We start from the raw sequence: 24186 nt of genomic DNA, 5'->3' as shown, positions 1-24186 counted from the left end.
ATCACTTTACGCGGTGGCTCAGGCCTGCACGACCTCGCCGCCACCATTGACCACGGCCGCCTGGGTCTCCTGCCACCAGCGCTGCGCCAATGCCGGGCTACGCGCCTTGCCCACCGCCGCCAGCAGTTCCGGGCACAGGCGCTCCAGTGCCAGCGCATCGGTGCAGCGTTCGATCTTCAACTGCATGAAATAGCCCTTCAGGCCCAGATGCCGACGCACGGCCTCACTCATCGCGTCGTACAGCTGCTGGTACAGCGCCGGGTCCTGTTCACGGCCGGTGCTGATGCTGCGCGTCGGTGCGGTTTCGACACTTCCGCCGATCACTTCAATCAGGCCCAGCGCGGCCAACTGCTCCAGTGCATCCGGCGGTGCCCGCAGGCCTTCGAACAGGCCGCGCAATTCAGTGTCATCGCGATGGCCGTCGACCATCAGCAGGATCGAACGCAGTGCCGCCGGCAGACGCCGACCACGGTCTTCGATTTCCTGACGGCCTGCAGCCGTCTTGGCGTGCAGCAAAGCCATTGCCTCCCCCTCCCTCGATGCGCAATGCCGGCGCGCCCTGGCGGGCACGCTCCCCTGTGTGCCATCCCCGGACGGCACGCGCCTTCCCCGGCGCGCACCGTGTATTGCAGGTCGATGACAGGCCGAGCTTAGCGCAAGTGCTGCGGGTAGTGCCGGCCGCTGGCCGGCAACCTCGGGATTGATGGGGGGTGCCGGCCAGCGGCCGGCACTACCGGGTCAGCGTCCCAGCGCGCGGCGGATCTCCTCCAGCGCGCTGGGGTCGTCCAGCGTCGACAGGTCACCCGGGTCGCGCTGCTCGGCCAACGCCTGCAGCGAGCGCCGCAGCAGCTTGCCAGAGCGGGTCTTGGGCAAGGCATTGACCACGTGCACATGCGCAGGGCGTGCGACCGCGCCGAGCGAGGTGGTCACCGTAGCCATCATCTCGGCCACCACCGGCGCCGGATCCTCGCCATCCAGCCCCTGCTTGAGGGTGACGAACACCAGCGGCACCTGCCCCTTCAGTTCGTCCTTGACCCCGATCACCGCCGCCTCGGCCACGCGCGGATGGCTGGAGATAGCCTCCTCGATCTCGCGCGTGCCCAGACGATGGCCGGCCACGTTGATCACATCGTCGGTACGGCCGAGGATGAAGGTGTAGCCATCGTCGTCACGGATCGCCCAGTCCAGCGAGCTGTACAGCAGCTCCTTGAAGTGGCTGAAGTAGCTCTGCAGGAAACGGCTGTCGTCGTTCCACACCGTGCTCATGCAGCCCGGCGGCAGCGGCGGCGACACCACCAGCACGCCCTTCTGCCCCGGTGCCACTTCCTCGCCGGTGTTCTCGTCGATCACCTTCATCCGGTAGCCGAGATTGGGGAACCCGGGCGAGCCGAAACGCACCGGCTTCATCTCCAGGCCCGGCAGCAGGGTCAGTGCCGGCCAGCCGGTTTCGGTCTGCCAGTAATTGTCGATGATCGGCTTGCCGAGCGCTTCGCTGATCCAGTGCGCGGTCGGTTCGTCCAGCGGCTCGCCGGCCAGGAACAGGTACTTCAGCGCGCCCAGGTCGTGGCGATGGATGAAATCCGCGTCGTGCTTCTTCAGCACGCGGATGGCGGTGGGCGACGAGAACATCGTGCGCACGTTGTACTGCTCGCACAGCGCCCACCAGATGCCCGGATCCGGGTTGGTCGGCAGCCCTTCGTAGAGCAGCGAGGTGCAGCCGCCGATCAGCGGGCCGTACACGTTGTAGGAATGGCCGACCGCCCAGCCGACGTCGGAGGTGGAGAACATCACCTGTCCCGGCCTGCAGTCGAACACCGTTTCCATCGACTGCGCCATCGCCACCGCATAGCCCCCCACATCGCGCTGCACGCCCTTCGGCTTGCCGGTGGTGCCGGAGGTATACAGCAGATAGCTCGGCTCGCTCGCTTCCAGCCACTGCACCGGCACGTCGACTTCACCGATCTGCGCACGCAGCTCGGCGTAGTCCACATCGCGGCCCGGCACGCGTGGTTCGGCGGCATCCAGCCCACGCGACACGATCAGCACGTGCGGCGGTGGCGACGTGGCTTCGGCGCAGGCTGCATCGACCATCGGCTTGTACGGAATCAGCTTGCCACCGCGCATGCCGGCATCTGCCGCGATCAGCAGCTTGGGCTTGGCGTCGTCGATGCGCAGCGCCAGGTTGTGCGCGGCGAAGCCACCGAACACCACCGAGTGCACCGCACCGATGCGCGCGCAGGCCAGCATCGCGAACACGGCTTCGGCCATGTTCGGCATGTAGATCACCACGCGGTCACCGTGACCGACGCCGAGGTGCTTGAGTGCGGCGGCGAAGTCGTTCACTTCGCGATACAGCTGGCGATAGGTGATTTCGCGGGTGCTGTTGGTTTCGGTGGAGATGGCGACCAGCGCGAGCTGGTCGGCGCGCTCGGCCAGGTGGCGGTCGACGGCGTTGTAGCAGAGATTGGTTTCACCACCGACGAACCAGCGCCGGAACGGCGGGTTGCTGTAGTCGAGCACCTGCTGCGGCGGTTTGTGCCAATGGATGCGCTTGGCTTCCTCGCCCCAGAAGGCCTCCGGCTCGTCGATCGAGCGACGGTAGGTTTCCTCGTAGTTCATGACGCAGCCCTCCCAGACAAAGTCATGGGTTCGAGGATAGTCCGGCGCTGGCGCGCGGGCCGCCCTACCTTGGTAGGGGGTGGGGTTTTGTTCTGCAGGGCTTGCAGCCCTGCACCTGCAGAGGCCGAAGCAACAGCAGAAGCTGGTTTCCTGGGGGATGGCGGGGTGGGTCCGGTTGCGGGAGACGCCGTAAACCCGTCCTTGGGGGCTTGGCCGCGGCATCCATGCCGCGGACACTCCCGCAACCGGACCCACCCCGCCTTCGACAGTTTCCTGCGATCTGTCGGAAAGGCGTATTGCTCTGGTAGATGTCGACCTTGGTCGACTGCTCTGGTGGGTGTCGACCTTGGTCGACACGGTAGATCCACGCCATGCGTGGATGATTCATTCGATATCTGAAAGGAAAATCGTGTCGACCAAGGTCGACACCTACCAACAGCCGCGCGGAACAAAGCCGCAGTTACCAACAGCCGCGGGAACCTGTCGAAGGTGGGACGGTGTCGGAGTGCGGGGTGTCAGCCGCATGGATGCGGCTGCCAAGCCTACAGGGACGTACTTGCGGCGTCCCCGCACTCCGACACCGTCCCGCCAACCCACGGATAGCCCGCTTCTGACGTTGACGTTGATTCTGCAGGTGCAGGGCTGCAAGCCCTGCCGAACCCCTAGAACGGAGTCGCGGACTCGAACGCGAGCGGCTCGCCCGTCACTGGATGGGTGAACCGCAGGCTGCGCGCATGCAGATGCACACGCTGCGCCGGCGCGGCGTCATACAGCACATCGCCAACGATGGGATGGCCGAGACTGGCCATGTGCAGGCGCAGCTGATGGCTGCGGCCAGTGATCGGTTCCAACGCCACGCGGGTGCGCTGCGCTTCAACATCACGTGCCATTACGTGCCAACGTGTCAGCGCCGGTTTGCCGCGTTCGTGATCGACCATCTGCTTCGGCCGGTTCGGCCAGTCCACGATCAACGGCAGGTCTACTTCGCCGGCATCGCCTTCAAGCAGCCCCTCCACGATCGCTTCGTAACGCTTGCCAACCTGGCGCTGCTCGAACTGCATCGACAACGCCACCTGCATGTCCTTGCCGCGCGCATGCAGCAGCAGGCCGGAGGTCACCTGGTCCAGGCGATGCACGGTCAATGCATCCGGGTACAGCGCCTGCAGGCGCGCGACCACGCAGTCCTGGTTCTCGGCGCTGCGGCCAGGCACGGACAGCAGGCCTGCCGGCTTCTCGGCCACCAGCAGCGCGTCGTCGATGTAATGCAGGTGGATCATCAGTTCCTGTATTCCTCAAACAGCAACGGGGAAGCCTGAGCTTCCCCGTTGCTGCGTACCGACCAACGGTCGGTACCTACCTTCTGGATCACGTACCGGCCAACGGCCGGCACCTACCTCGATGGAAGACGTACCGGCCGGAGCCGGTACCGCCTGCATCAGCCCAGCAGGTGGGCGACGCCGGCGCGCTCTTCTTCCAGCTCGGCCAGGGTCTTGTCGATGTACTTCTGGCTGAAGTCGTCGATCGGCAGATCCTTGACCAGGGTGTACTTGCCGTTCTCGGTGGTCACCGCGAAACCGAAGATCACGCCTTCCGGAATGCCATAGGAACCGTCGGACGGCACGCCCATGGTGACCCACTTGCCGTTGCTGCCCAGCACCCAGTCACGCACGTGGTCGATGGCTGCGTTGGCGGCCGAAGCAGCCGAGGACGAGCCACGGGCTTCGATGATCGCCGCGCCGCGCTTGCCGACGGTCGGGATGAAGGTGTTGGCGTTCCACTCCTGGTCGTTGATCGCATCGGCGATCGACGCACCATCGGCGGTGGCGAAACGGTAGTCCGGGTACATGGTCGGGCTGTGGTTGCCCCACACGACCAGCTTCTCCATGCCACCGACCGGCTTGCCGAGCTTGGTCGACAGCTGGCTCAGCGCGCGGTTGTGGTCCAGGCGCAGCATGGCGGTGAAGTTCTCCGGCTTCAGGTCCGGGGCCGACTTCATCGCGATGTAGGCGTTGGTGTTGGCCGGGTTACCGACCACCAGCACCTTCACGTCACGGCTGGCGACCTTGTTCAGCGCCGCGCCCTGGGCGGTGAAGATCTTGGCGTTTTCCAGCAGCAGGTCCTTGCGCTCCATGCCCGGGCCACGCGGACGCGCGCCAACCAGCAGGGCGATGTCGGCGTCCTTGAACGCGACTTCGGCATCATCGGTGCCGACCATGCCGGCCAGCAGCGGGAAGGCGCAGTCTTCCAGCTCCATCATCACGCCCTTCAGGGCGGCCTGGGCCTTGTCGACCGGCAGTTCCAGCAGCTGCAGGATGACCGGCTGGTCCTTGCCCAGCATTTCGCCGGAGGCGATGCGGAACAGCAGGGCATAACCGATCTGGCCGGCGGCGCCGGTCACGGCAACACGAACGGGTGCTTTCATGGGGGTTTCCTCTTGCTTGCAAGCGTTTGATGGGACGCCGCGGGCGTGGCCACGCAGGCCTGGCGGGCGGCGGGGAACAGGGAAACGGCCACCCGAGGGTGGCCGTTTCGAAGGGGGATCAGGCGGCGAGGTGCTTGTTCCACTCCGCGACGCGCTCGGCCTGGGCGGCCAGCACGGCGTCGACGTCGCCTTCCAGGGTGATCGAATGGATCACGTCGCCCTGCTTGACCGAATCGACGATGGCCTGGCCTTCCAGGACCTTGCCGAAGACGGTGTGGCGGCCGTCCAGCCAGTCGGTCTTGATGTGGGTGATGAAGAACTGGCTGCCGTTGGTGTTCGGGCCGGCGTTGGCCATCGACAGCGAGCCGACCTCGTGCTTCACGCCATTCTTCTCGTCTTCGAACTTGTAGCCCGGGCCGCCGGTGCCACGACCCTGCGGGCAGCCGCCCTGGATCATGAAGTCGGCGATCACGCGGTGGAAGATCAGGCCGTCATAGAAACCGTGCTTGACCAGGTTCACGAAGTTGGCCACGGTCAGCGGCGCCTTGTCGGCGAACAGCTCGACCTTGATCGGGCCCTGGGTGGTGTCGAAAGTGGCGATGAGGGACATGAAGATCCTTGATGCAGATGGGGAACGCGTCTAGCCACCTAGTTTACACCTGCCTCGTGGCGGCGGCGGCTTCGACCATGGGCGCAGATCCGGGCTTCAGCCACGGGACGGGGTGCCCCGCGGTGTAGGCCAGGCGGCCTCGACCGGCGCCACGGCCCCCCAGCTGAATGGGCCCCATGACGGGTGTGAAATCCACCTTTTCGCGAATCGTCAAGTTCGACGTATAATGTTGGACTTCTTTTTCCAAATCCGGCGCCGACTGGCCCCCTTTCGTATGTCCATCGAAAATCTTCGCAACATCGCCATCGTCGCCCACGTCGACCATGGCAAGACCACCCTGGTCGACCAGCTGCTGAAGCAGTCCGGCACCCTGTCCGAGCGCACCGTCCTCGCCGAGCGCGTGATGGACAGCAACGACCAGGAAAAGGAACGCGGCATCACCATCCTGGCCAAGAACACCGCCATCACCTGGGAAGACAAGAAGACCGGCATCAAGAACCGGATCAACATCGTCGACACCCCCGGCCACGCCGACTTCGGTGGTGAGGTCGAGCGCGTGCTGTCGATGGTCGACACCGTGCTGATCCTGGTCGATGCGATGGACGGCCCGATGCCGCAGACCCGCTTCGTGACCCAGAAGGCCTTCGCGATGGGCTTCAAGCCGATCGTCGTGGTCAACAAGGTCGACCGTCCGGGCGCCCGTCCGGAATGGGTGATCGACCAGGTCTTCGACCTGTTCGACAAGCTCGGCGCCACCAACGAGCAGCTGGACTTCCCGATCGTCTACGCCTCGGGCCTGAACGGCTACGCCGGCCTGGAAGACACCGTGCGCGATGGCGACATGACCCCGCTGTACGAAGCGATCATGCAGCACGCGCCGCGTCCGGAAGTGGACCCGGAAGGCCCGTTCCAGATGCGCATCAGCCAGCTGGACTACAACAACTTCGTGGGCGTGATCGGCATCGGCCGCATCCAGCGCGGCACCCTGAAGAAGAACATGCAGGTCGCGGTCATCGACCGTGAAGGCAAGAAGCGCAACGGCAAGGTGCTGCAGGTGCTGGGCTTCATGGGCCTGGAGCGCATCGAGCAGGATTCGGCCGAGGCCGGCGACATCGTGGCCATCTCCGGCATCCAGGAGCTGACCATCTCCGACACCATCTGCGCACCGGACTTCCCGGAAGCGCTGCCGGCGCTGACCGTCGACGAGCCGACCATCTCGATGACCTTCCAGGTCAACAACTCGCCGTTCGCCGGCAACAAGGACCTGTCCGGTGGCAAGTTCCTGACCAGCCGCCAGATCAAGGACCGCCTGGACCGTGAAAAGGTCCACAACGTGGCCCTGAAGGTCGAGCAGCTGGAAGACGCCGACAAGTTCCTGGTCTCCGGCCGTGGCGAACTGCACCTGTCGGTGCTGATCGAGAACATGCGCCGCGAAGGCTACGAGCTGGCCGTGTCGCGCCCGGAAGTGATCATCAAGGAAATCGACGGCCAGCTGATGGAGCCGATCGAGCAGCTGGTGGTGGACATCGAAGAAATCCACCAGGGCGGCGTGATGGAAAAGCTGGGCACCCGCAAGGGCCAGCTGAAGAACATGGAATCGGACGGCAAGGGCCGTGTGCGCCTGGAATACTCGATCCCGGCCCGTGGCCTGATCGGTTTCCAGAACGAGTTCAAGACCCTGACCCAGGGTTCGGGCCTGCTGTTCCACGTGTTCGACCACTACGGCCCGAAGGAACAGGGCGCGATCGCCAAGCGCATCAACGGCGTGATGATCGCCAATGCGCCGGGCACCACGCCGGCCTACTCGCTGGGCCCGCTGCAGGAGCGCGGCAAGCTCTTCGCTGCTGAAGGCGACAACGTGTATGAAGGTCAGCTGGTCGGCATCCACTCCAAGGACAACGACCTGACCGTCAACGCGATCAAGACCAAGCCGCTGACCAACATGCGCGCTTCGGGCAAGGACGATGCGATCCAGCTGACCCCGGCGATCAAGTACTCGCTGGAACAGGCCCTGGACTTCATCGAAGACGACGAGCTGGTCGAGATCACCCCGAAGGAGATCCGTCTGCGCAAGAAGTTCCTGACCGAAAGCGACCGCAAGAAGGCTTCGCGCGGCGGCTGAGCCAGCACCCCGTGAACCTGAGCGGCTACAACCCGGATCCACACCGGCATCCGGGTCTCCATGTCATCGCCCTGCTCGAAGCGAGCAAGGCGATGCTGGCGCTGTTGGCCGCCACCGGGCTGGAAGTGCTCGGACCGCAGCCGCTACGGCACGGCATCATGGCCCTGATCCGGCGTTTCAGCCTGGATCCGGACCATGGCACCCTGCCCTCGCTGCTGCACATGATCAGCCCCGACGCGGTCCACCTGGCCGCGGCGGGGATGATCGGCTACGGCCTGCTGCACCTGGTCGAAGCCTGGGGCCTGTGGCGGGCCAAGGCCTGGGCCTCCTGGCTGGGCTGCCTGACCGCCGCCCTGTACCTGCCTTTCGACATCTTCGCGATCATCCGCCACCCCGGCTGGCCGTCGTGGACGATCCTGGCGATCAACCTGATCGTGGTCTACGTGCTCGCCCGCGACCTGCGCAAGCGCCACCGCTGAGCACCGGCTACACTGGGGATTGGAGCCGACCAAGCCGCCCCATGCGCCCGTCCTTGCCGCCTCTGCTGACCTGCCTGCTCGCCGCGCTGCCGGCGCTGCTTTCGGCTGGCTGCAGCCCGGCCACGCCCAGCGCGCATGCGGCCGAACCTGCGAGCCGCAACGTGCCGTTCCCGTACGCCGAAACCGATGTCGCCGACCTGCAGGCGCGGATGACCGCCGGGGAACTGGACAGCACCACCCTGACCCAGGCCTACCTGCAGCGCATCGCCGCGCTGGACCGCACCGGGCCGCGCCTGCGCGCGGTGATCGAGCTCAACCCCGATGCCCTGAAGGAAGCCGCCGCGCGCGACCGCGAACGCCGTGACGGCCGCCTGCGCGGCCCGCTGCATGGCATTCCCCTGCTGTTGAAGGACAACATCAACGCCGCGCCGATGGCCACCAGTGCGGGTTCGCTGGCCCTGCAGGGCTTCCGTCCGGACGATGCCTACCTGGTGCGCCGGCTGCGCGACGCCGGTGCGGTGGTGCTGGGCAAGACCAACCTCAGCGAATGGGCCAACTTCCGCGGCAATGATTCGATCTCCGGCTGGAGCGCGCGTGGCGGCCAGACCCGCAACCCCTATCGCATCAGCCATTCGCCGTGTGGTTCCAGCAGCGGCAGCGCGGTGGCCGTGGCCGCCAACCTGGCCAGCGTGGCGATCGGCACCGAAACCGACGGCAGCATCGTCTGCCCGGCGGCGATCAACGGCGTGGTCGGCCTGAAGCCGACGGTCGGCCTGGTCAGCCGCGAGGGCATCATCCCGATTTCCTTCAGCCAGGACACTGCCGGGCCGATGGCACGCAGCGTCGCCGACGCTGCCGCCGTGCTGACCGCGATCGCCGGCCGCGACGATGCCGATCCGGCCACCGCGACCATGCCCGGCCGCGCGGTCTACGACTACACCGCGCGACTGGACCCGCAGGGCCTGCGCGGCAAGCGCATCGGCCTGCTGCAGACGCCCCTGCTGAAGTACCGTGGCATGCCGCCACTGATCGAACAGGCGGCAACCGAGCTGCGCCGCGCCGGCGCCGTGGTGGTGCCGGTGGAGCTGCCCAACCAGGGCGCCTGGGCCGAGGCCGAGCGCACGCTGCTGCTGTACGAATTCAAGGCCGGGCTGGAGCGCTATTTCAGCACCCACCGCGCACCATTGCGCAGCCTGGCCGAACTGATCGCCTTCAACCAGGCGCACAGCAAGCAGGAACTGGGCCTGTTCGGCCAGGAGCTGCTGGTGGAGGCCGATGCCACCGCCGGCCTGGCCGACCCCGCCTATATCCGCGCCCGCAGCGATGCGCGCCGGCTGGCCGGCCCGGAAGGCATCGATGCTGCCCTCGCCGCCCACCAGCTCGATGCGCTGGTGGCGCCGACCACCGGCGTGGCATGGCCGATCCGCAGCGAAGGCGACGACTTCCCCGGTGAAAGCTACAGCGCCGCCGCCGTGGCCGGCTATCCCAGCCTCACCGTGCCGATGGGGCAGATCGATGGTCTGCCGGTCGGTCTGCTGTTCATGGGCACCGCCTGGAGCGAGCCGAAGCTGATCGAGATGGCCTACGCCTATGAGCAGCGCACGCGCGCGCGGCGACCACCGCACTTCGATACCGACGCACTGATCGACGCTGGCGAGCCGTGATCCGGTAGTGCCGGCCGCTGGCCGGCAGATCCCAGGTCGCCGGCCAGCGACCGGCGCTACCGCTCGGGTTCCGGCTCCACCGGCACGATCGCCGCCTCACCATCTTCAGCACCCGGCGAACGCACATCCGCGGTGCGTGCACGTGGACCGCGCGGCATATCCAGCTCATCTTCGTGTTGCAGCCGCGCACGCACCTGCGGCAGCGACTGCGGATGCTCGCTCGCGAGGAAATCGAGCATGCGCTCGCGCACCAGGCAACGCAGATCGAAGGCATCGCCCGAGCTTCGCGCGCTGACCAGCAGGCGCACCTGGATCGCACGCTCGCTGGTCTCGGTCACCTGGGTCACGCAGACCCGGCCATCCCACAGCGCTTCGCCACGGCAGATGCGTTCCAGCTCAGCGCGGATCGCGGCAATCGGCGCACGGTAGTCCAACCACAGGAACGCGGTACCGAGCAGGTCGGCGCTACGCCGCGTCCAGTTCTGGAACGGGTTTTCGATGAACCAGGTCAGCGGCACCACCATCCGTCGCTCATCCCAGATACGGACCACGACGTAGCTGCTGCCGATCTCCTCGATACGGCCCCACTCGCCCTCGACGATCACCACGTCATCCAGCCGGATCGGCTGCGTCACCGCAATCTGCAGGCCAGCGATCAGGTTGCCGAACACCGGCTTGGCCGCGATACCCGCCACCAGGCCGATCAGGCCTGCCGATGCCAGCAGCGCGGTGCCGATCTTCTGCACCATCGGGAAGGTCAACAGCACCAGCGATGCGCCGAGCACGATGATGCCGCCCATCAGCACGCGGCTGAGCACCCGCGTCTGGGTCTGGATGCGGCGCGCTTCCAGATTGTCGGCGACATCGATGGGATGACTGCGCAGGATCGCGCGCTCGCCCGCCGCCACCGCGCGTACCAGCAACCAGATGAAGCACGCGGTCAGCGCGATGTGCAGCACATGCTGCAGGTTGCCCAGCACCGGATCCTGCAGTGGCGTGGCCTGCAATGCGGGAATCAACAACAGCAGCGGCCATGCGGTGGCCAGTGGCAACCCGAGCACGCGACCGATGCGTGCGCGCCGGCGATCACGCCCTTTCAATCGATGGTAGATCCAGAGGATCAGCCACGCGCCGATACCGCCCACTACTGCTGCCAATCCCAACGGCCATGCGTAGGCCTGTGCGCTTTGCCAGTGCACCGTTGCCACCTCCACTCGAACAGCCAAGCGGACAGCCTCGCGCATGACGCATGAGTGTCACGTCAGTCGTTCGTAAGAAGGGTGTTGGTCGGCAGGGCTTGCAGCCCTGCACCTGCTGCGAGCCGAAGCAACAGCAACAGCCGAAGCACAAGCAACAGCAGAGGCTGGCATTCCGTGGGATGGCGGGGTGGGTCCGGTTGCGGGAGACGCCGTAAACCCGTCCATGAAGTGACCCCCGGGAGTTGGACGCTAGATCCAACCCCGAGGGATACATGAACAAATACGACGCGCGTTTCAAACTGCAGGTCGCCAAAGAGGCCTGCAAGACCTCCACATCGGTCAAAGCCATTGCCCGTCGCCACGGCCTGGAGTTCTCCATGGTCAGGCGCTGGGTGGCGACCTATCGGCTGCATGGTTGGCGGGGATTTCATCGCCAGGCCCGGTCCTATGACCTCCCGTTCAAGCTGGCTGTCCTGGAGAAGATGAGCCAGGACGGCCTGTCCGGGCGCGAGGCCACCACCTACTTTCAAATTGGCGATGCTGGCGCGGTGGGGCGATGGCGGCGCCTGTATGCTCAAGGCGGTGCCCAAGCGTTGGCACCCCCCTCCGCCGCCGCCCCGAAAGCCGATGAAGAAGACCCGTTCGTCCAAGCCACCTGAAGATATGAGCCGCGATGAGCTACTCAAGGAAGTCGCCTATCTGCGTGCGGAGACCGACTACCTAAAAAAACTCGATGCCTTGATCCGGGAAGAGCAGGCGGCGCAGGACGCAAAGCGCAAGCCGTCCAAGGATTGAGGCAGGTTCATACGCTGTCGCTTCTGCTCGAAGCAGCTGAGCTGTCACGCAGTACGTTCTATTACCAGAACCATGTCCTGGCCCATCCGGATCAGGATGAGGCAGCCCTGTGCGAGCGCATCCGTGCAATCTACGATCAAAGCCAAGGGCGCTATGGCTATCGCACGGTGACGCTGGAATTAGCCAATCAGGGCCATCGGACCAATCACAAGCGGGTTCAGCGCCTGATGGGGGAGATGGGGCTGAAATCGCGGGTGCGTGTGAAGCGCTACCAGGCCTTCAAGGGGGCGGCCAATGTTGTGGTTGGCAATGACCTCAATCGCCAGTTCCATGCAGAGCGGCCCAACCAGAAGTGGGTGACTGACGTGACCGAGTTCAAGGTGCAGGGTATGAAGCTGTACCTGTCGCCGATCATGGACCTCTACAACGGCGAAATCGTGGCTTATCAGATCAAGCGTCGGCCCGTATTTGATCTGGTGGGTCAAATGCTGGAGGAGGCCATCAAGAAGCTTTCCCCGGATGAGCGCCCCATGATCCACTCCGACCAGGGCTGGCAGTACCAGCATGAAAACTACCGGCACATGCTGGAAAAGCACTCGTTGAAGCAAAGCATGTCCCGGCGCGGCAACTGCCTGGACAATGCGGCGATGGAGAGCTTCTTTGGAACGCTGAAGTCGGAGTTCTTCTACCTGAACAGCTTTGACAGCCTCGAGAGTCTGGAGGCTGGGCTGGTGGAATACATCCAGTACTACAACGAAGAACGCATCAAACTGAAACTGAAAGGTCTGAGCCCGGTAAAGTACCGGGAGCAGGCCCAATCGGCCGCCTGACCCCGTCCAAGTCTCGGGGGTCACTTCACCATGGGGGCTTGGCCGCGGCATCCATGCCGCGGACACTCCCGCAACCGGACCCACCCCGCCTTCGACAGATCTCTGCGATCTGCAGTAGATCCACGCCATGCGTGGATGAATCTCCATCGGAATCGAATATTTCGAATTGGAATCGAAATGCATCCACGCATGGCGTGGATCTACCGTGTCGACCAAGGTCGACACCTACCAACAGCCGCCGGAATCTGTCAGAGGCGGGGCGGTGTCGGAGTGCGGGGTGTCAGCCGCATGGATGCGGCTGCCAAGCCTACAAGGACGTACTTGCGGCGCCCCCGCACTCCGATACCACCCCGCCATCCCACGGAATGCATGCCGTTGTCGTTGCTTCGGCCGTTGCCGTTGCGTCAGCAGGTGCAGGGCTGCAAGCCCTGCCGAAGCCCCCTTACCGCACTTGCTCCTGCTTGCGCACGATCGCCATCGCGATCTCCAGCGACTGCTCGTAGTTCAACCGCGGGTCCACGGTCGAACGGTATGCACGCTCGAGGTCACGCTCGGTCAGTTCGCGCGCGCCACCGGTGCATTCGGTCACGTCTTCGCCGGTCAGCTCCAGGTGCACACCGCCCAGTCGCGTGCCTGCGGCCGCATGCAGATCGAATGACATCTCCACTTCGCCACGCACGTTGTCGAAGCGGCGCGTCTTGAAGCCATTGGCGGTGCTTTCGGTATTGCCATGCATCGCGTCGCACACCCACAGCACGCGACGGCCATCGCGCTTGACCGCGTCCAGCAGCGGCGGCAGCTTCTCGGCAATCTGCGCCGCACCCATGCGGTGGATGAAGCTCAGTCGACCGGGCTCGTCATGCGGGTTGAGCACATCGATCAGGCGCAGCAGCTGGTCCGGCGTCACCGACGGGCCCACCTTGATCGCAATCGGGTTGCGCACGCCACGCAGGTATTCCACGTGCGCGCCATCGAGCGCGGCCGTGCGCATGCCAATCCACGGGTAATGCGTGCTCAGGTTCAACCAGCCCTGCTGGCGCGGCACCTGCCGGGTCAGCGCCTGCTCGTAGGGCAGCAGCAGCGCTTCATGCGAGGTGTAGAAGTCGATGCGGTTGAGGTTGTGCACGCGGGCCCCGGCCAGGGTTTCCATGAAGTGCACCGCATCGCCGATCGACGCCACCATCTTCTGGTACTCGGCGGCCAGCGGCGAATGCCGCACCCACTCCAGGTTCCAGTACTCCGGATGATGCAGGTCGGCGAAGCCGCCATCGATCAGCGCACGCACGAAGTTCATGGTCATCGCCGAATGTGCGTGGGCCTGCAGCATCCGCTTCGGATCCGGCAGGCGCGCCGCCTCGGTGAACGCCGGCGCATTGATCACATCGCCGCGATAGCTGGGCAGGGTCACGCCGTCGCGGGTCTCGGTATCGGCCGAACGCGGCTTGGCGTACTGGCCGGCAAAGCGCCCAACACGGATCACCGGCTGGCGCAGGCCATGCACCAGCACCAGGCTCATCTGCAGCAGAACTTTCAACCGGTTGGAAATGGTGCCCGATTCGCAGTCGCTGAAGTTCTCCGCGCAGTCGCCGCCCTGCAGCAGGAAGCGCTTGCCTTCCTGCGCCTCGGCCAGCTGCTGCTTCAGCGCCAGGATTTCCCAGGAGGTGACCAGCGGCGGCAGCCGCTTCAGTTCGTGCAGAGCGGCGTCCAGCGCCACCGGGTCCGGGTAGGTCGGCATCTGCAGCGCGGTCTTGCCACGCCAGCTCTCCGGCGACCAGGCGGCGCCAGTGGCCGCTGCGGCGGGATCGGGCACGGGCGGAACGGCGGACAGGCTCATTGCAGACTTCCGGGATGGGGGGCGGTCATGGTCGCAGAGCCGGCCGCTGACGCAAAGGGCCGGTCCGGCCGACCTGCTCGCCTGAACGGCAGAGAAAGGCCGACGCCAGCGGCCAGATCCTGCATGGTCAGCCGCCCGGGACAGGCGCATGCTTTGTTATGGAGTAACACTTCCATGTCATGGACCGGCCCCTTCCACATCCAGCCGCCACCTCTCCCACCATGAAGCCCTCGCCCCTCGCTACCGGCATCACCTTCGCCCTGGCCCTGGCCAGCCTGCCCGCCCTCGCCTCGGCAGCCGACGACACCTCTTCGTCCGTCAAGGATCTGGATGCGGTCACCGTCCACGCCCAGCTCGACCAGGCCCGCAACACGCTGTCGCCGGACATCGGCAGCAGCCAGTACCAGATCACCGCCGAGGACATCCAGAAGCAGCCGCTGGGTGCCTCCGCACCACTCAGCCAGGTACTGCTGCAGGCCCCCGGCGTGGTCCAGGATTCCTATGGCGGCGTGCACGTGCGCGGCGACCACGCCAACCTGCAGTACCGCATCAACGGCGTATTGCTGCCCGAATCGATCTCCGGCTTCGGCCAGACCCTGGATGCGCGCACCATCAAGAGCATCCGTCTGATGGACGGCGCGTTGCCGGCGCAGTTCGGCGAGCGCACCGCGGCGGTGGTCGACATCACCACCCGCAATGGCGCCGAGCTGGGCAACGGTGGCAGCGCCGGACTGACCACCGGCTCGTTCGGCAAGGTGAACCCGAATGCCTCCTGGTGGGGCAACCAGGGACGCTGGAGCTGGTTCCTGACCGGCAACTACGACCAGAACGAAGTCGGCCTGGAGAATCCGACCAACTCGCGCAAGCCGCTGCACGACGATACCCACCAGGGCAAGGCCTTCGCCGACCTGACCTACCTGGTCAACGACAACACCCGCCTGAGTGTGTTCGCCGGTTTCGCCAACAACCGTTTCCAGATTCCGGTCAATCCAGGGCAGACGCCGCAGTTCGGTTACCTGGACACCACCACCTTCGATTCCAGCCAGCTGGATGAGACCCAGCGCGAGACCACCCGCTTCGGCATGCTGGTACTGCAGGGCACGCTGGGCAGCACCGCGTACCAGCTATCGGCCGGGCAGCGCTACAGCGATGCAGCGTTCAACCCGGACGTCGTCGGCGATCTGGTGTTCAGTGGCGTCGCCTCGAAGGTGCAGCGCAGCAACCGTGCCAACACCCTGCAGGCCGACTTCTCCACACCACTGGGCAACGACCACACGCTGCGCTACGGCTTGTACGGCAACTACGAGAACGCACGGGCCAGCAGCAACAGCTGGGTGTTCCCGGTTGATGACGGCGGCCAGCAGTCCAGCACCACGCCGCTGCTGATTCCTGACCACAGCGCCTTCCATGCCAGCACGCTGGCGTTGTACGTGCAGGATGAATGGAAGATCGGCGACGACTGGACCGTCAACTACGGTCTGCGCGGTGACCGCTACAAGGCCTTCGGCCGCACCGAGGGCCAGCTCAGCCCGCGCGTGGGCGTGGTCTGGAATGCCAGCGATAGCACCACCGTGCACGCCGGCTACTCGCGTTACTTCACGCCACCGGCCAGTGAGCTGATCGCCAGCAGCGATATCGCCCTGTATGACGGCACCACCAACCAGCAACCCAGTGGCGGCAACAACACGCCACTGGCCGAGCGCAGCGACTACTACGACATCGGCGTCTCGCAGCAGCTGGGTGAACACCTGACCCTGGGCCTGGACGCTTACGACCGCCGCGTCGCCCGCCTGCAGGACGAAGGCCAGTTCGGCGCCGCCTACATCTACTCGACCTTCAACTACCGCCGCGGACACATCCGTGGTCTGGAGTTCAGTGCCGACTACAGCAACGGTCCGTTCAGTGCCTACTTCAATGCCGCGCTGAACAAAGCCATCGGTACGGATGTCATCACCAGCCAGTACAACCTCGATCCCGAGGCGCTGGCCTATGTGGCCAACCACTGGATCCACCCCGACCACGACCAGAAGCTGACATCATCGGGTGGTCTCAGCTACGCCTTCGCCGGACACAACCGGATCGGTGCAAACTACGTGTTCGGCAGCGGCCTGCGTTCGGACATCGAAGGCGTACCCAACGGCGGCGAGCTGCCGTCGTACCTGCAGGTGAACCTCAGCGCCGGGCACGATTTCAATGCCGACAGCGGCCATCCATTGCACGTGCAGCTGGCGGTGATCAACGCTTTGGACCGCAGCTACCAGCTGCGCGATGGCGGTGGCGTCGGCGTGTTCGCTCCGCAATGGGGACCGCGCCGCGGCGCCTACCTGAGCCTGCAGCAGGATTTCTGAGAACGGACCGTGGTAGTGCCGGCCGCTGGCCGGCATCTACGGGAAAGCTGCCGTCGTTCACGAGGTTGCCGGCCAGCGGCCGGCACTACCTTGCCTCAGCGCTTGACCTTGCGCAGCGGCACCACCAGCGCCCACAGCGCCAGCAGCACGAACCACACGCCCGACCACATCGGCATGGTCAGACCCAGGAAGGTCCAGTCGATGTTGCCGCAGTTGCCAGTGCCGGTCAGCACCGTGCGGAACACTTCCAGCGGCCCCATGGTCTCGCTCAGGAAGGCCAGCGGCGGGCCACAGGTGGACCCCATTTCCGGCGGCAGCATCTGCACGTAGACGTGGCGCGCGGCGATGCCGACACCCACTGCGGCGGCAATGAACGCCAGCACGCCATAGGTCGCGCGTCCCGGGCGGTTGGACGGACCATGCAGTGCACCGATCAGGAACAGCAGGCCAAGCGCGGCGAACGCCAGGCGCTGGAAGATGCACAGCGGACACGGCTCCAGGCCCATCTTCAGCTGCAGGAAGATCGCGTAGCCAAGCAGGCCCGCGCAGATCAGGAAGCCCAGGAAGAACTGGGCGCGGAAGGGCCAGCGCAGTGGATTCATCGTCAACGCTCGAATGGATCAGGCGCCAAGCGTAACCGAGAGTGCGCGCCATTCGAACCGCCACAGGTGACGCCTGTCGGAACGGTGTGGGTCAGAGCCCTGTCCTGCGGAAAGGGATCCGCCCCCGGAAACGCAAAAGCCCGGCAGAGGCCGGGCTTTCGCTGTGTCGCATTTGGAGCGGTCCGATTACTCGGCCACTTCCTCGGCCACGACCGGACGGTCAACCAGCTCGACGTAGGCCATCGGCGCGTTGTCGCCAGCGCGGAAGCCGCACTTCAGCAGACGCAGGTAGCCGCCCGGACGGTTCGCGTAGCGCGGGCCCAGGATGGTGAACAGGTTGCCCACGGCTTCGTTGTCGCGCAGGCGGGCGAAGGCCAGACGGCGGTTGGCGACGGAGTCGACCTTGGCCAGGGTGATCAGCGGCTCGGCAACGCGGCGCAGTTCCTTGGCCTTCGGCAGGGTGGTCTTGATCAGCTCGTGCTTGAACAGCGAGGCGGCCATGTTCTTGAACATCGCTTCGCGGTGGGCGCTGGTACGGCTGAACTTACGGCCAGACTTCTGGTGACGCATGGTGATATTCCTTGGTTAATGATGAGACTGTGCGGATCGTTGTCGCCATCCTGGCGTTGCTGCGCGGACTGCGGTTGGTCCTGGCCACCCGTCCTGGGCGACCTGCCGCGCGAACCTGGGGTTCGTCATGGCATGGTGTGTTGCGTTGAAGGCCCCACCGCGAACGGTGGAGCCTTCAGGCATTACCGATATCAGCCCAGCATGCCGTGGCTGGCGACACCGGCCGGCGGCCAGTTCTCCAGCTTCATGCCGAGCGACAGGCCGCGCTGAGCCAGCACTTCCTTGATCTCGGTGAGCGACTTCTTGCCCAGGTTCGGGGTCTTCAGCAGCTCCACTTCGGTCTTCTGGATCAGATCGCCGATGTAGTAGATGCTTTCAGCCTTCAGGCAGTTGGCCGAACGCACGGTCAGCTCCAGATCGTCGATCGGGCGCAGCAGCACCGGATCCACGCCATTGTTGGCCGGCTTGGCTGCACCGCGGTCGCGGTGGGTGAAGTCACCGAACACCGACAGCTGGTCGCTGAGGATGTCGGCGGCGGTGCGCACGGCTTCCTCGGCGTCGATGGTGCCGTTGGTCTCGATATCGATGACCAGCTTGTCCAGGTCGGTACGCTGTTCGACGCGGGCCGCTTCCACGGCATAGGCGACGCGGCGGACCGGCGAGAACGAGGCATCCAGGACCAGACGGCCGATGGCACGGGTTTCTTCGTCCGGACGACGACGCGCGGCAGCCGGCTGGTAGCCGAAACCACGTTCGATCTTCAGACGCATGTTGATCGCCGTATCCTTGGTCAGGTGGCAGATCACGTGTTCGCCGTTCAGGATCTCCACATTGTGGTCGACCTTGATGTCGGCAGCGGTGACAACGCCCGGGCCCTGCTTGGACAGGGACAGGGTGGCGCTGTCGCCGGAGTGCATACGGATGGCCACGTCCTTGAGGTTCAGCAGGACTTCGAGCACGTCCTCCTGCAGACCTTCGACCGTGGTGTACTCATGCAACACGCCGTCGATTTCGACTTCCGTGATGGCGAAGCCCGGGATGGACGACAGCAGCACGCGACGCAGGGCATTACCCAGCGTATGCCCGTAACCCCGCTCCAAAGGTTCGATAACGACCTTTGCACGGGTGTCGGTAAGGCGTTCGATCTGCGGACCGCGAGGACGCAGAACCTGGTTGGCGGTAACCGTCATGTTGCGGGTTCTCCTAGTGAACCCCCGGCCGTCGCCGGGGGCTCTCCAATGTGAATTACTTCGAATACAGCTCGACGATCAGCGCTTCGTTGATGTCCGCAGGCAGATCCGAACGATCCGGAACAGCCTTGAAGATGCCGGTGAACTTGCCGGAATCCACTTCAACCCACGACGGGCTCAGGTCATGCTGGGCGGCGACGGTCAGGGCTTCCTGGACGCGCAGCTGCTTGGCAGCCTTTTCAGACAGAGCGATGGCGTCGCCAGCCTTGACCTGGTACGAAGCCAGGTTGACCGACTTGCCATTCACGGTGACGCCGCGGTGCGACACCAGCTGACGGGCAGCCGGACGGGTCACGGCGAAGCCCATGCGGTAGACGACGTTGTCCAGGCGGGTTTCCAGCAGCTGCAGCAGGTTCTCGCCGGTGTTGCCCTTCTTGGTCGAGGCCTTCTTGTAGTAGTTGCGGAACTGACGCTCCAGCAGGCCGTAGATACGCTTGACCTTCTGCTTTTCACGCAGCTGGGTGGCGTAGTCGGACAGCTTGCCCTTGCGGGCAGTGGCGCCGTGCTGGCCGGGCTTCTGCTCCAGCTTGCACTTCGAGTCCAGCGCACGCGCCGGGCTCTTCAGGGACAGGTCGGCGCCTTCGCGACGGGCGAGCTTACAGGTAGGACCGATATAACGAGCCATTTCTTATCGCTCCCTTTAGACGCGACGCTTCTTCGGCGGACGGCACCCGTTGTGCGGGATAGGCGTCACGTCGATGATGTTGGTGATCTTGTAGCCGACGTTGTTCAACGAACGCACGGCCGACTCACGGCCCGGACCCGGGCCCTTGATGCGGACTTCCAGCGACTTCACGCCGTAGTCCAGCGCAGCACGACCGGCCTTTTCAGCGGCCACCTGGGCAGCGAACGGGGTCGACTTGCGCGAACCGCGGAAGCCAGCGCCACCGGAGGTCGCCCACGACAGAGCGTTGCCCTGGCGGTCGGTGATGGTGACGATGGTGTTGTTGAACGAAGCGTGGACGTGGGCAACGCCGTCGGTGACGACGCGCTTGATCTTCTTCTTGGTCTTAGCAGCGGGCTTAGCCATTTCTCAGTCCCTTACTTCTTGATCGCCTTGCGCGGACCCTTGCGGGTGCGGGCGTTGGTACGGGTGCGCTGGCCACGCAGCGGGAGGCCACGACGGTGACGCAGGCCGCGGTAGCAGCCCAGGTCCATCAGGCGCTTGATCGCGATGCCGATCTCACGGCGCAGATCGCCTTCCACGATGTACTTGCCGACTTCGGCGCGCAGGCGCTCGATTTCCGGCTCCGACAGATCGCGGATCTTGGTGGTCGAAGCAACGCCTGCGACTTCGCAGACCTTCTTCGAACGGGTACGGCCGATGCCGTAAATGCTTTGCAACCCGACCCAGACATGCTTCTGGGCTGGCAGGTTGACGCCTGCAATACGCGCCATGACGCGGTTCTCCAGCTGAGTGATGGCCGACAGCGCGCCTCGGGCACGCCAATCCGGCAGGATGGATCAAAAAAGTGAACTAGCGATACTAACAAGGTTCCGGTTTACATGGAAGCCCGTGAAACCATTGGTTTCATGAACCCGGCCTGGGGAGTGTGCCCAGGCTCCGGCGCCGGATGGGGTTGGACCTGGGGTTTCCCCCGGGGCCGCCCGCGCTACTCCAGCGCGGGACCACCTCATCACACCCCCACCCGGAACCGCTGCGGGGACCGCCCTTCGTTTGTGTGGCCGGAGTCCGCGAAGCGGAGGGACCATCACGTCAGGAAGACGAAAGTATAACAGGCCAATCAGCCGCGGGCAAAACCGCCGCGGTTGCCGCCCTTCAGGTTGGCCTTCTTCAGCAGGCTCTCGTACTGGTGGGACATCAGGTGCGCCTGCACCTGGGCGATGAAGTCCATCACCACCACCACCACGATCAGCAGCGAAGTACCACCGAAGTAGAACGAGGCGTTCAGCTGCGTGCGCATCAGTTCCGGCAGCAGGCAGACGATCACCAGGTAGGCCGAGCCGGCTGCGGTCAGGCGGGTCAGCACGCCATCGATGTAATCGGCGGTGGCCTTGCCCGGACGGATGCCCGGAATCAGCGCGCCCGACTTCTTCAGGTTGTCGGCGGTTTCCTGCGAGTTGAACACCAGCGCGGTATAGAAGAACGCGAAACCGGTGATCAGCGCAGCGAACACGATCATGTGCAGCGGCTCGCCCGGGCCGAGAGCATTGGCCACCTTCTGCAGGACCTGGCCGAAGCTGCTCTGGTTGGCAGCCTGGCCGGACCACATGGCCAGGGTGGCCGGGAACGCCAGCAGGCTCGAGGCGAAGATCGCCGGGATGACGCCGGCCATGTTGAGCTTCAGCGGCAGGAACGAGGTCTGGTTCATGTACGCGTTACGACCGCCCTGGCGGCGCGCGTAGTTGACCGTGATCCGGCGCTGGCCACGCTCGACGAACACCACGAAGAAGGTGAAGGCGAGCACGACGATGGCGATCAGCAGCAGCTGGATGAACTGGATGTTGCCGTCGCGGTAGGCGTCGAAGGTGTGGATGATCGCACCCGGCAGGCCAGCGACGATACCGGCGAAGATGATCAGCGACACGCCGTTGCCGATGCCGCGTTCGGTGACCTGCTCACCGACCCACATCAGGAACATGGTGCCGGCGGTCAGCGCGACCACGGCGGTGAGCACGAAGCCCATGCCCGGCGCGTACACGACCGGAGCGCCCGACGGCGAGACCTGGCCCTGCAGGGCCAGTGCGATCGAGCCGCCCTGCACCACTGCCAGCAGCACGGCGCCGATGCGCGAATACTGGGTGATCTTGCGGCGGCCGGACTCACCTTCCTTCTGCATCGCCTTCAGGGCGGGGAAGATGTGCACGGCCAGCTGCATCACGATCGATGCCGAAATGTACGGCATCACGTTCAGCGCGAAGATGCTGAAACGGTGCAGGGCGCCGCCCGAGAACATGTTGAACATGTCCACGATGCCGCCGCCCTGCTGTTGCATCATGGCAAGCATGGCATCGGGATTGACGCCTGGCACCGGCACGTAGCAGCCGATGCGATAGACGATCAAAGCCCCGACGACGAACAGCAAACGTTGGCGAAGTTCAGTGAACTTGCCCATTCCGCCCGCGAGGTTACCGATGCCAGCTTGCGCCATGATTTTCTTACTCCGTTACGCTGCCGCCGGCAGCTTCGATCGCAGCCTTGGCACCCGCCGTGGCAGCGATACCCTTCAGGGTGAACGCCTTGGTCACTTCGCCCTTGACGACGACCTTGGCCTTCTTTGCAGTGCTCGGGACCAGCTTGGCAGCACGCAGGGCGGCGAAGTCGATCTCACCGGCCGGCAGCTTGTCCAGCGCGTACAGCAGCACTTCAGCGGTGTCCTTGGCGATCGGCGAACGGAAGCCGATCTTCGGCAGACGACGCTGCATGGGGGTCTGGCCGCCTTCGAAGCCAGCCTTGATCTTGCCGCCACCCTTGCGGGCGAACGAACCCTTGTGGCCGCGGCCGGCAGTCTTGCCCAGGCCCGAGCCGATACCGCGACCGACGCGGGTACGCTCGGTGCGGGCGCCCGGTGCCGGGCTCAGTTCATTGAGACGCAGAGTCATGGTCGATTACTCCTCAACCTGGACGAGGTACTGAACCTTGTTGATCAGGCCGCGCACCTGCGGGCTGTCCTTCAGTTCACGCACATCGTTGAGCTTGTTCAGGCCCAGGGCACGCACCGACAGGCGGTGACGCGACTGGGTGCCACGCAGGCCACGCACCAGGCGGACCTTGACAGTCTTGTTGGACTCATTAGCCATGGTTGAGTTCCTCCACCTTCTTGCCGCGCTTGGCCGCGATGCGGGCCGGCGACTGCGCAGCAGACAGGCCCTTCACGGTGGCACGCACCAGATTGATCGGGTTGCGCGAACCGGTGGCCTTGGCCAGCACGTTCTTCACGCCAACCGCTTCCAGCACGGCGCGCATGGCACCGCCGGCGATGACGCCGGTACCTTCCGAAGCCGGCTGCATGAACACGCGGGCTGCGCCGTGACCATCCTTGATGGTGTGCCACAGGGTGCCGTTGTTCAGGTCAACACTGACCAGGTTCTTGCGGGCCTGTTCCATCGACTTCTGGATGGCGACCGGCACTTCGCGGGCCTTGCCATAACCGAAACCGACCTTGCCTTCGCCGTCGCCGACAACGGTCAGGGCGGTGAAGGTGAACTGGCGGCCACCCTTGACGGTCTTGCTGACGCGGTTGACCGCGACCAGCTTTTCGATCATGCCGTCGTCGATCTTCTCTTCGCGGTTACGGTCGCGATCGCGACCCCGCTGCTGACGCTCTTCTGCCATGTTGATTCCTTGGTTGTTTGGGTATGTACGGCTCGAAGCCGCTTATGGTTGTGGCGTGACGCGGCGTTCCGGTGGGCCGCTGCAGAAGAGCGGCGCCGTCCAGCCTCACTCAGGCTGGCGAGCAGGCAGGCAGGAGGCCAATGGCCCCCTGCCCTTGTCCCTTAGAACTGCAGGCCGGCTTCGCGGGCGGCTTCTGCCAGGGCCTTGATGCGGCCGTGGTAGCGGTAGCCCGAACGATCGAAGGCAACCTTCTCGACGCCGGCGGCCTTGGCGCGCTCAGCGACGATACGGCCGACCTTGGCGGCGGCGTCGGCGTTCTTGCCGTTCTTCAGGCCTTCCATGACGTCGGTCTGGGTGGTGTTGGCAGCAGCCAGCACCTTGGAACCGTCGGCGGTGAAGACCTGGGCGTACAGGTGCTGGCCGGTGCGCAGCACCGACAGGCGGGCGACGCCGAGCTCACGGATGTGGGCGCGGGTCGACTTGGCGCGACGCAGGCGGGCGATGTTCTTGTTCATTTTGATTATTCCTTGAAAGCTGAAGGTTGG

22 protein-coding genes and 1 pseudogene are annotated in these 24186 nt (G+C 65.0%); 5 read left to right on the top strand and 18 right to left on the bottom strand.

The annotated features are described in order from the left end of the window. Positions 1–18 precede the first annotated feature (18 nt). The 5 genes from ACZLHH_RS04285 to ACZLHH_RS04265 all read right to left on the bottom strand — a co-directional run bounded on the left by ACZLHH_RS04285 (position 19) and on the right by ACZLHH_RS04265 (position 5651). Entirely contained in the window at positions 19–522 is a 504-nt protein-coding gene (locus ACZLHH_RS04285; protein ID WP_049461269.1) for a hypothetical protein, read from the bottom strand. 216 nt (positions 523–738) lie between these two features. Next, complete coding sequence (gene prpE, locus ACZLHH_RS04280; RefSeq protein ID WP_049461267.1) at positions 739–2619, bottom strand: propionate--CoA ligase; 1881 nt, start codon at positions 2617–2619, stop codon at positions 739–741. A gap of 662 nt (positions 2620–3281) precedes the next feature. After that, positions 3282–3896: an RluA family pseudouridine synthase gene (locus ACZLHH_RS04275; RefSeq protein ID WP_049463326.1), complete on the bottom strand. Its 615-nt coding sequence runs from the start codon at positions 3894–3896 to the stop codon at positions 3282–3284. Positions 3897–4054: 158 nt separating this feature from the next. Continuing rightward, a complete protein-coding gene (locus tag ACZLHH_RS04270) occupies positions 4055–5041 on the bottom strand; it encodes a malate dehydrogenase (protein ID WP_004153634.1) in 987 nt (328 codons plus the stop codon). Between the two features lie 118 nt (positions 5042–5159). Beyond that, on the bottom strand, positions 5160–5651 hold the full coding sequence (locus tag ACZLHH_RS04265; RefSeq protein ID WP_004153629.1) for a peptidylprolyl isomerase: 492 nt from the start codon (positions 5649–5651) through the stop codon (positions 5160–5162). Between the two features lie 274 nt (positions 5652–5925). On the opposite strand from ACZLHH_RS04265, the gene typA reads away from it, so the two are divergent. From typA to ACZLHH_RS04250, 3 genes are read left to right on the top strand one after another with little or no spacing between them, the layout of a single operon-like run. Beyond that, positions 5926–7773: a translational GTPase TypA gene (typA, locus tag ACZLHH_RS04260; RefSeq protein ID WP_049455386.1), complete on the top strand. Its 1848-nt coding sequence runs from the start codon at positions 5926–5928 to the stop codon at positions 7771–7773. Between the two features lie 11 nt (positions 7774–7784). Next, positions 7785–8252 (top strand): DUF2127 domain-containing protein, encoded by a 468-nt coding sequence (locus ACZLHH_RS04255; protein WP_049422416.1) that lies wholly within the window; start codon positions 7785–7787, stop codon positions 8250–8252. Between the two features lie 41 nt (positions 8253–8293). Then, entirely contained in the window at positions 8294–9916 is a 1623-nt protein-coding gene (locus ACZLHH_RS04250) for an amidase (RefSeq protein ID WP_049401441.1), read from the top strand. A gap of 56 nt (positions 9917–9972) precedes the next feature. Here the strand turns inward: ACZLHH_RS04250 and ACZLHH_RS04245 are convergent, their stop codons facing one another. Further along, positions 9973–11160: a mechanosensitive ion channel family protein gene (locus ACZLHH_RS04245; protein ID WP_219631326.1), complete on the bottom strand. Its 1188-nt coding sequence runs from the start codon at positions 11158–11160 to the stop codon at positions 9973–9975. Between the two features lie 227 nt (positions 11161–11387). On the opposite strand from ACZLHH_RS04245, the pseudogene ACZLHH_RS04240 reads away from it, so the two are divergent. Next, positions 11388–12740, top strand: a pseudogene (locus tag ACZLHH_RS04240) (IS3-like element ISStma2 family transposase). Between the two features lie 442 nt (positions 12741–13182). Here ACZLHH_RS04240 and ACZLHH_RS04235 read toward each other — a convergent pair. Beyond that, positions 13183–14574, bottom strand: coding sequence for a class II 3-deoxy-7-phosphoheptulonate synthase (locus ACZLHH_RS04235; protein WP_049421673.1), 1392 nt, complete (start codon positions 14572–14574; stop codon positions 13183–13185). Between the two features lie 221 nt (positions 14575–14795). Between ACZLHH_RS04235 and ACZLHH_RS04230 the strand changes: the two genes are divergently transcribed. Then, positions 14796–16922, top strand: coding sequence for a TonB-dependent receptor (locus tag ACZLHH_RS04230; protein ID WP_049463316.1), 2127 nt, complete (start codon positions 14796–14798; stop codon positions 16920–16922). A gap of 95 nt (positions 16923–17017) precedes the next feature. On the opposite strand, the gene ACZLHH_RS04225 is transcribed toward ACZLHH_RS04230, so the two are convergent. The 11 genes from ACZLHH_RS04225 to rplR all read right to left on the bottom strand — a co-directional run bounded on the left by ACZLHH_RS04225 (position 17018) and on the right by rplR (position 24162). After that, entirely contained in the window at positions 17018–17524 is a 507-nt protein-coding gene (locus ACZLHH_RS04225; protein ID WP_049463317.1) for a disulfide bond formation protein B, read from the bottom strand. A 186-nt stretch (positions 17525–17710) separates the two neighbouring features. Further along, a complete protein-coding gene (gene rplQ / locus ACZLHH_RS04220) occupies positions 17711–18094 on the bottom strand; it encodes a 50S ribosomal protein L17 (RefSeq protein ID WP_005408217.1) in 384 nt (127 codons plus the stop codon). Positions 18095–18285: 191 nt separating this feature from the next. Next, positions 18286–19284 (bottom strand): DNA-directed RNA polymerase subunit alpha, encoded by a 999-nt coding sequence (locus ACZLHH_RS04215; RefSeq protein WP_010483975.1) that lies wholly within the window; start codon positions 19282–19284, stop codon positions 18286–18288. 55 nt (positions 19285–19339) lie between these two features. Further along, on the bottom strand, positions 19340–19969 hold the full coding sequence (gene rpsD / locus ACZLHH_RS04210) for a 30S ribosomal protein S4 (RefSeq protein ID WP_004145446.1): 630 nt from the start codon (positions 19967–19969) through the stop codon (positions 19340–19342). A gap of 15 nt (positions 19970–19984) precedes the next feature. Further along, complete coding sequence (gene rpsK, locus ACZLHH_RS04205) at positions 19985–20374, bottom strand: 30S ribosomal protein S11 (protein ID WP_004145443.1); 390 nt, start codon at positions 20372–20374, stop codon at positions 19985–19987. Positions 20375–20385: 11 nt separating this feature from the next. Beyond that, positions 20386–20742 carry a 30S ribosomal protein S13 gene (gene rpsM / locus ACZLHH_RS04200; protein ID WP_004154500.1) on the bottom strand — a complete coding sequence of 119 codons (357 nt, stop codon included), beginning with the start codon at positions 20740–20742 and terminating at the stop codon, positions 20386–20388. Between the two features lie 347 nt (positions 20743–21089). Continuing rightward, positions 21090–22457 carry a preprotein translocase subunit SecY gene (secY, locus tag ACZLHH_RS04195; RefSeq protein WP_005408215.1) on the bottom strand — a complete coding sequence of 456 codons (1368 nt, stop codon included), beginning with the start codon at positions 22455–22457 and terminating at the stop codon, positions 21090–21092. 7 nt (positions 22458–22464) lie between these two features. Then, positions 22465–22908 (bottom strand): 50S ribosomal protein L15, encoded by a 444-nt coding sequence (gene rplO, locus ACZLHH_RS04190; RefSeq protein WP_004154498.1) that lies wholly within the window; start codon positions 22906–22908, stop codon positions 22465–22467. A 6-nt stretch (positions 22909–22914) separates the two neighbouring features. Continuing rightward, positions 22915–23106 carry a 50S ribosomal protein L30 gene (gene rpmD / locus ACZLHH_RS04185; RefSeq protein WP_005408214.1) on the bottom strand — a complete coding sequence of 64 codons (192 nt, stop codon included), beginning with the start codon at positions 23104–23106 and terminating at the stop codon, positions 22915–22917. Then, the gene (gene rpsE, locus ACZLHH_RS04180; protein ID WP_005408213.1) at positions 23099–23641 is read right to left on the bottom strand and encodes a 30S ribosomal protein S5; all 543 of its coding nucleotides are present in this window, start codon (positions 23639–23641) and stop codon (positions 23099–23101) included. The genes rpmD and rpsE overlap by 8 nt, the downstream gene beginning before the upstream one ends. Positions 23642–23802: 161 nt before the next feature. Beyond that, entirely contained in the window at positions 23803–24162 is a 360-nt protein-coding gene (rplR, locus tag ACZLHH_RS04175; RefSeq protein ID WP_024957318.1) for a 50S ribosomal protein L18, read from the bottom strand. Between the last annotated feature and the right edge of the window lie 24 nt (positions 24163–24186).

It is taken from the genome of Stenotrophomonas sp. 28608_Sma (genome assembly GCF_056486185.1).
This window is presented reverse-complemented; position numbering and strand designations above follow the sequence as displayed.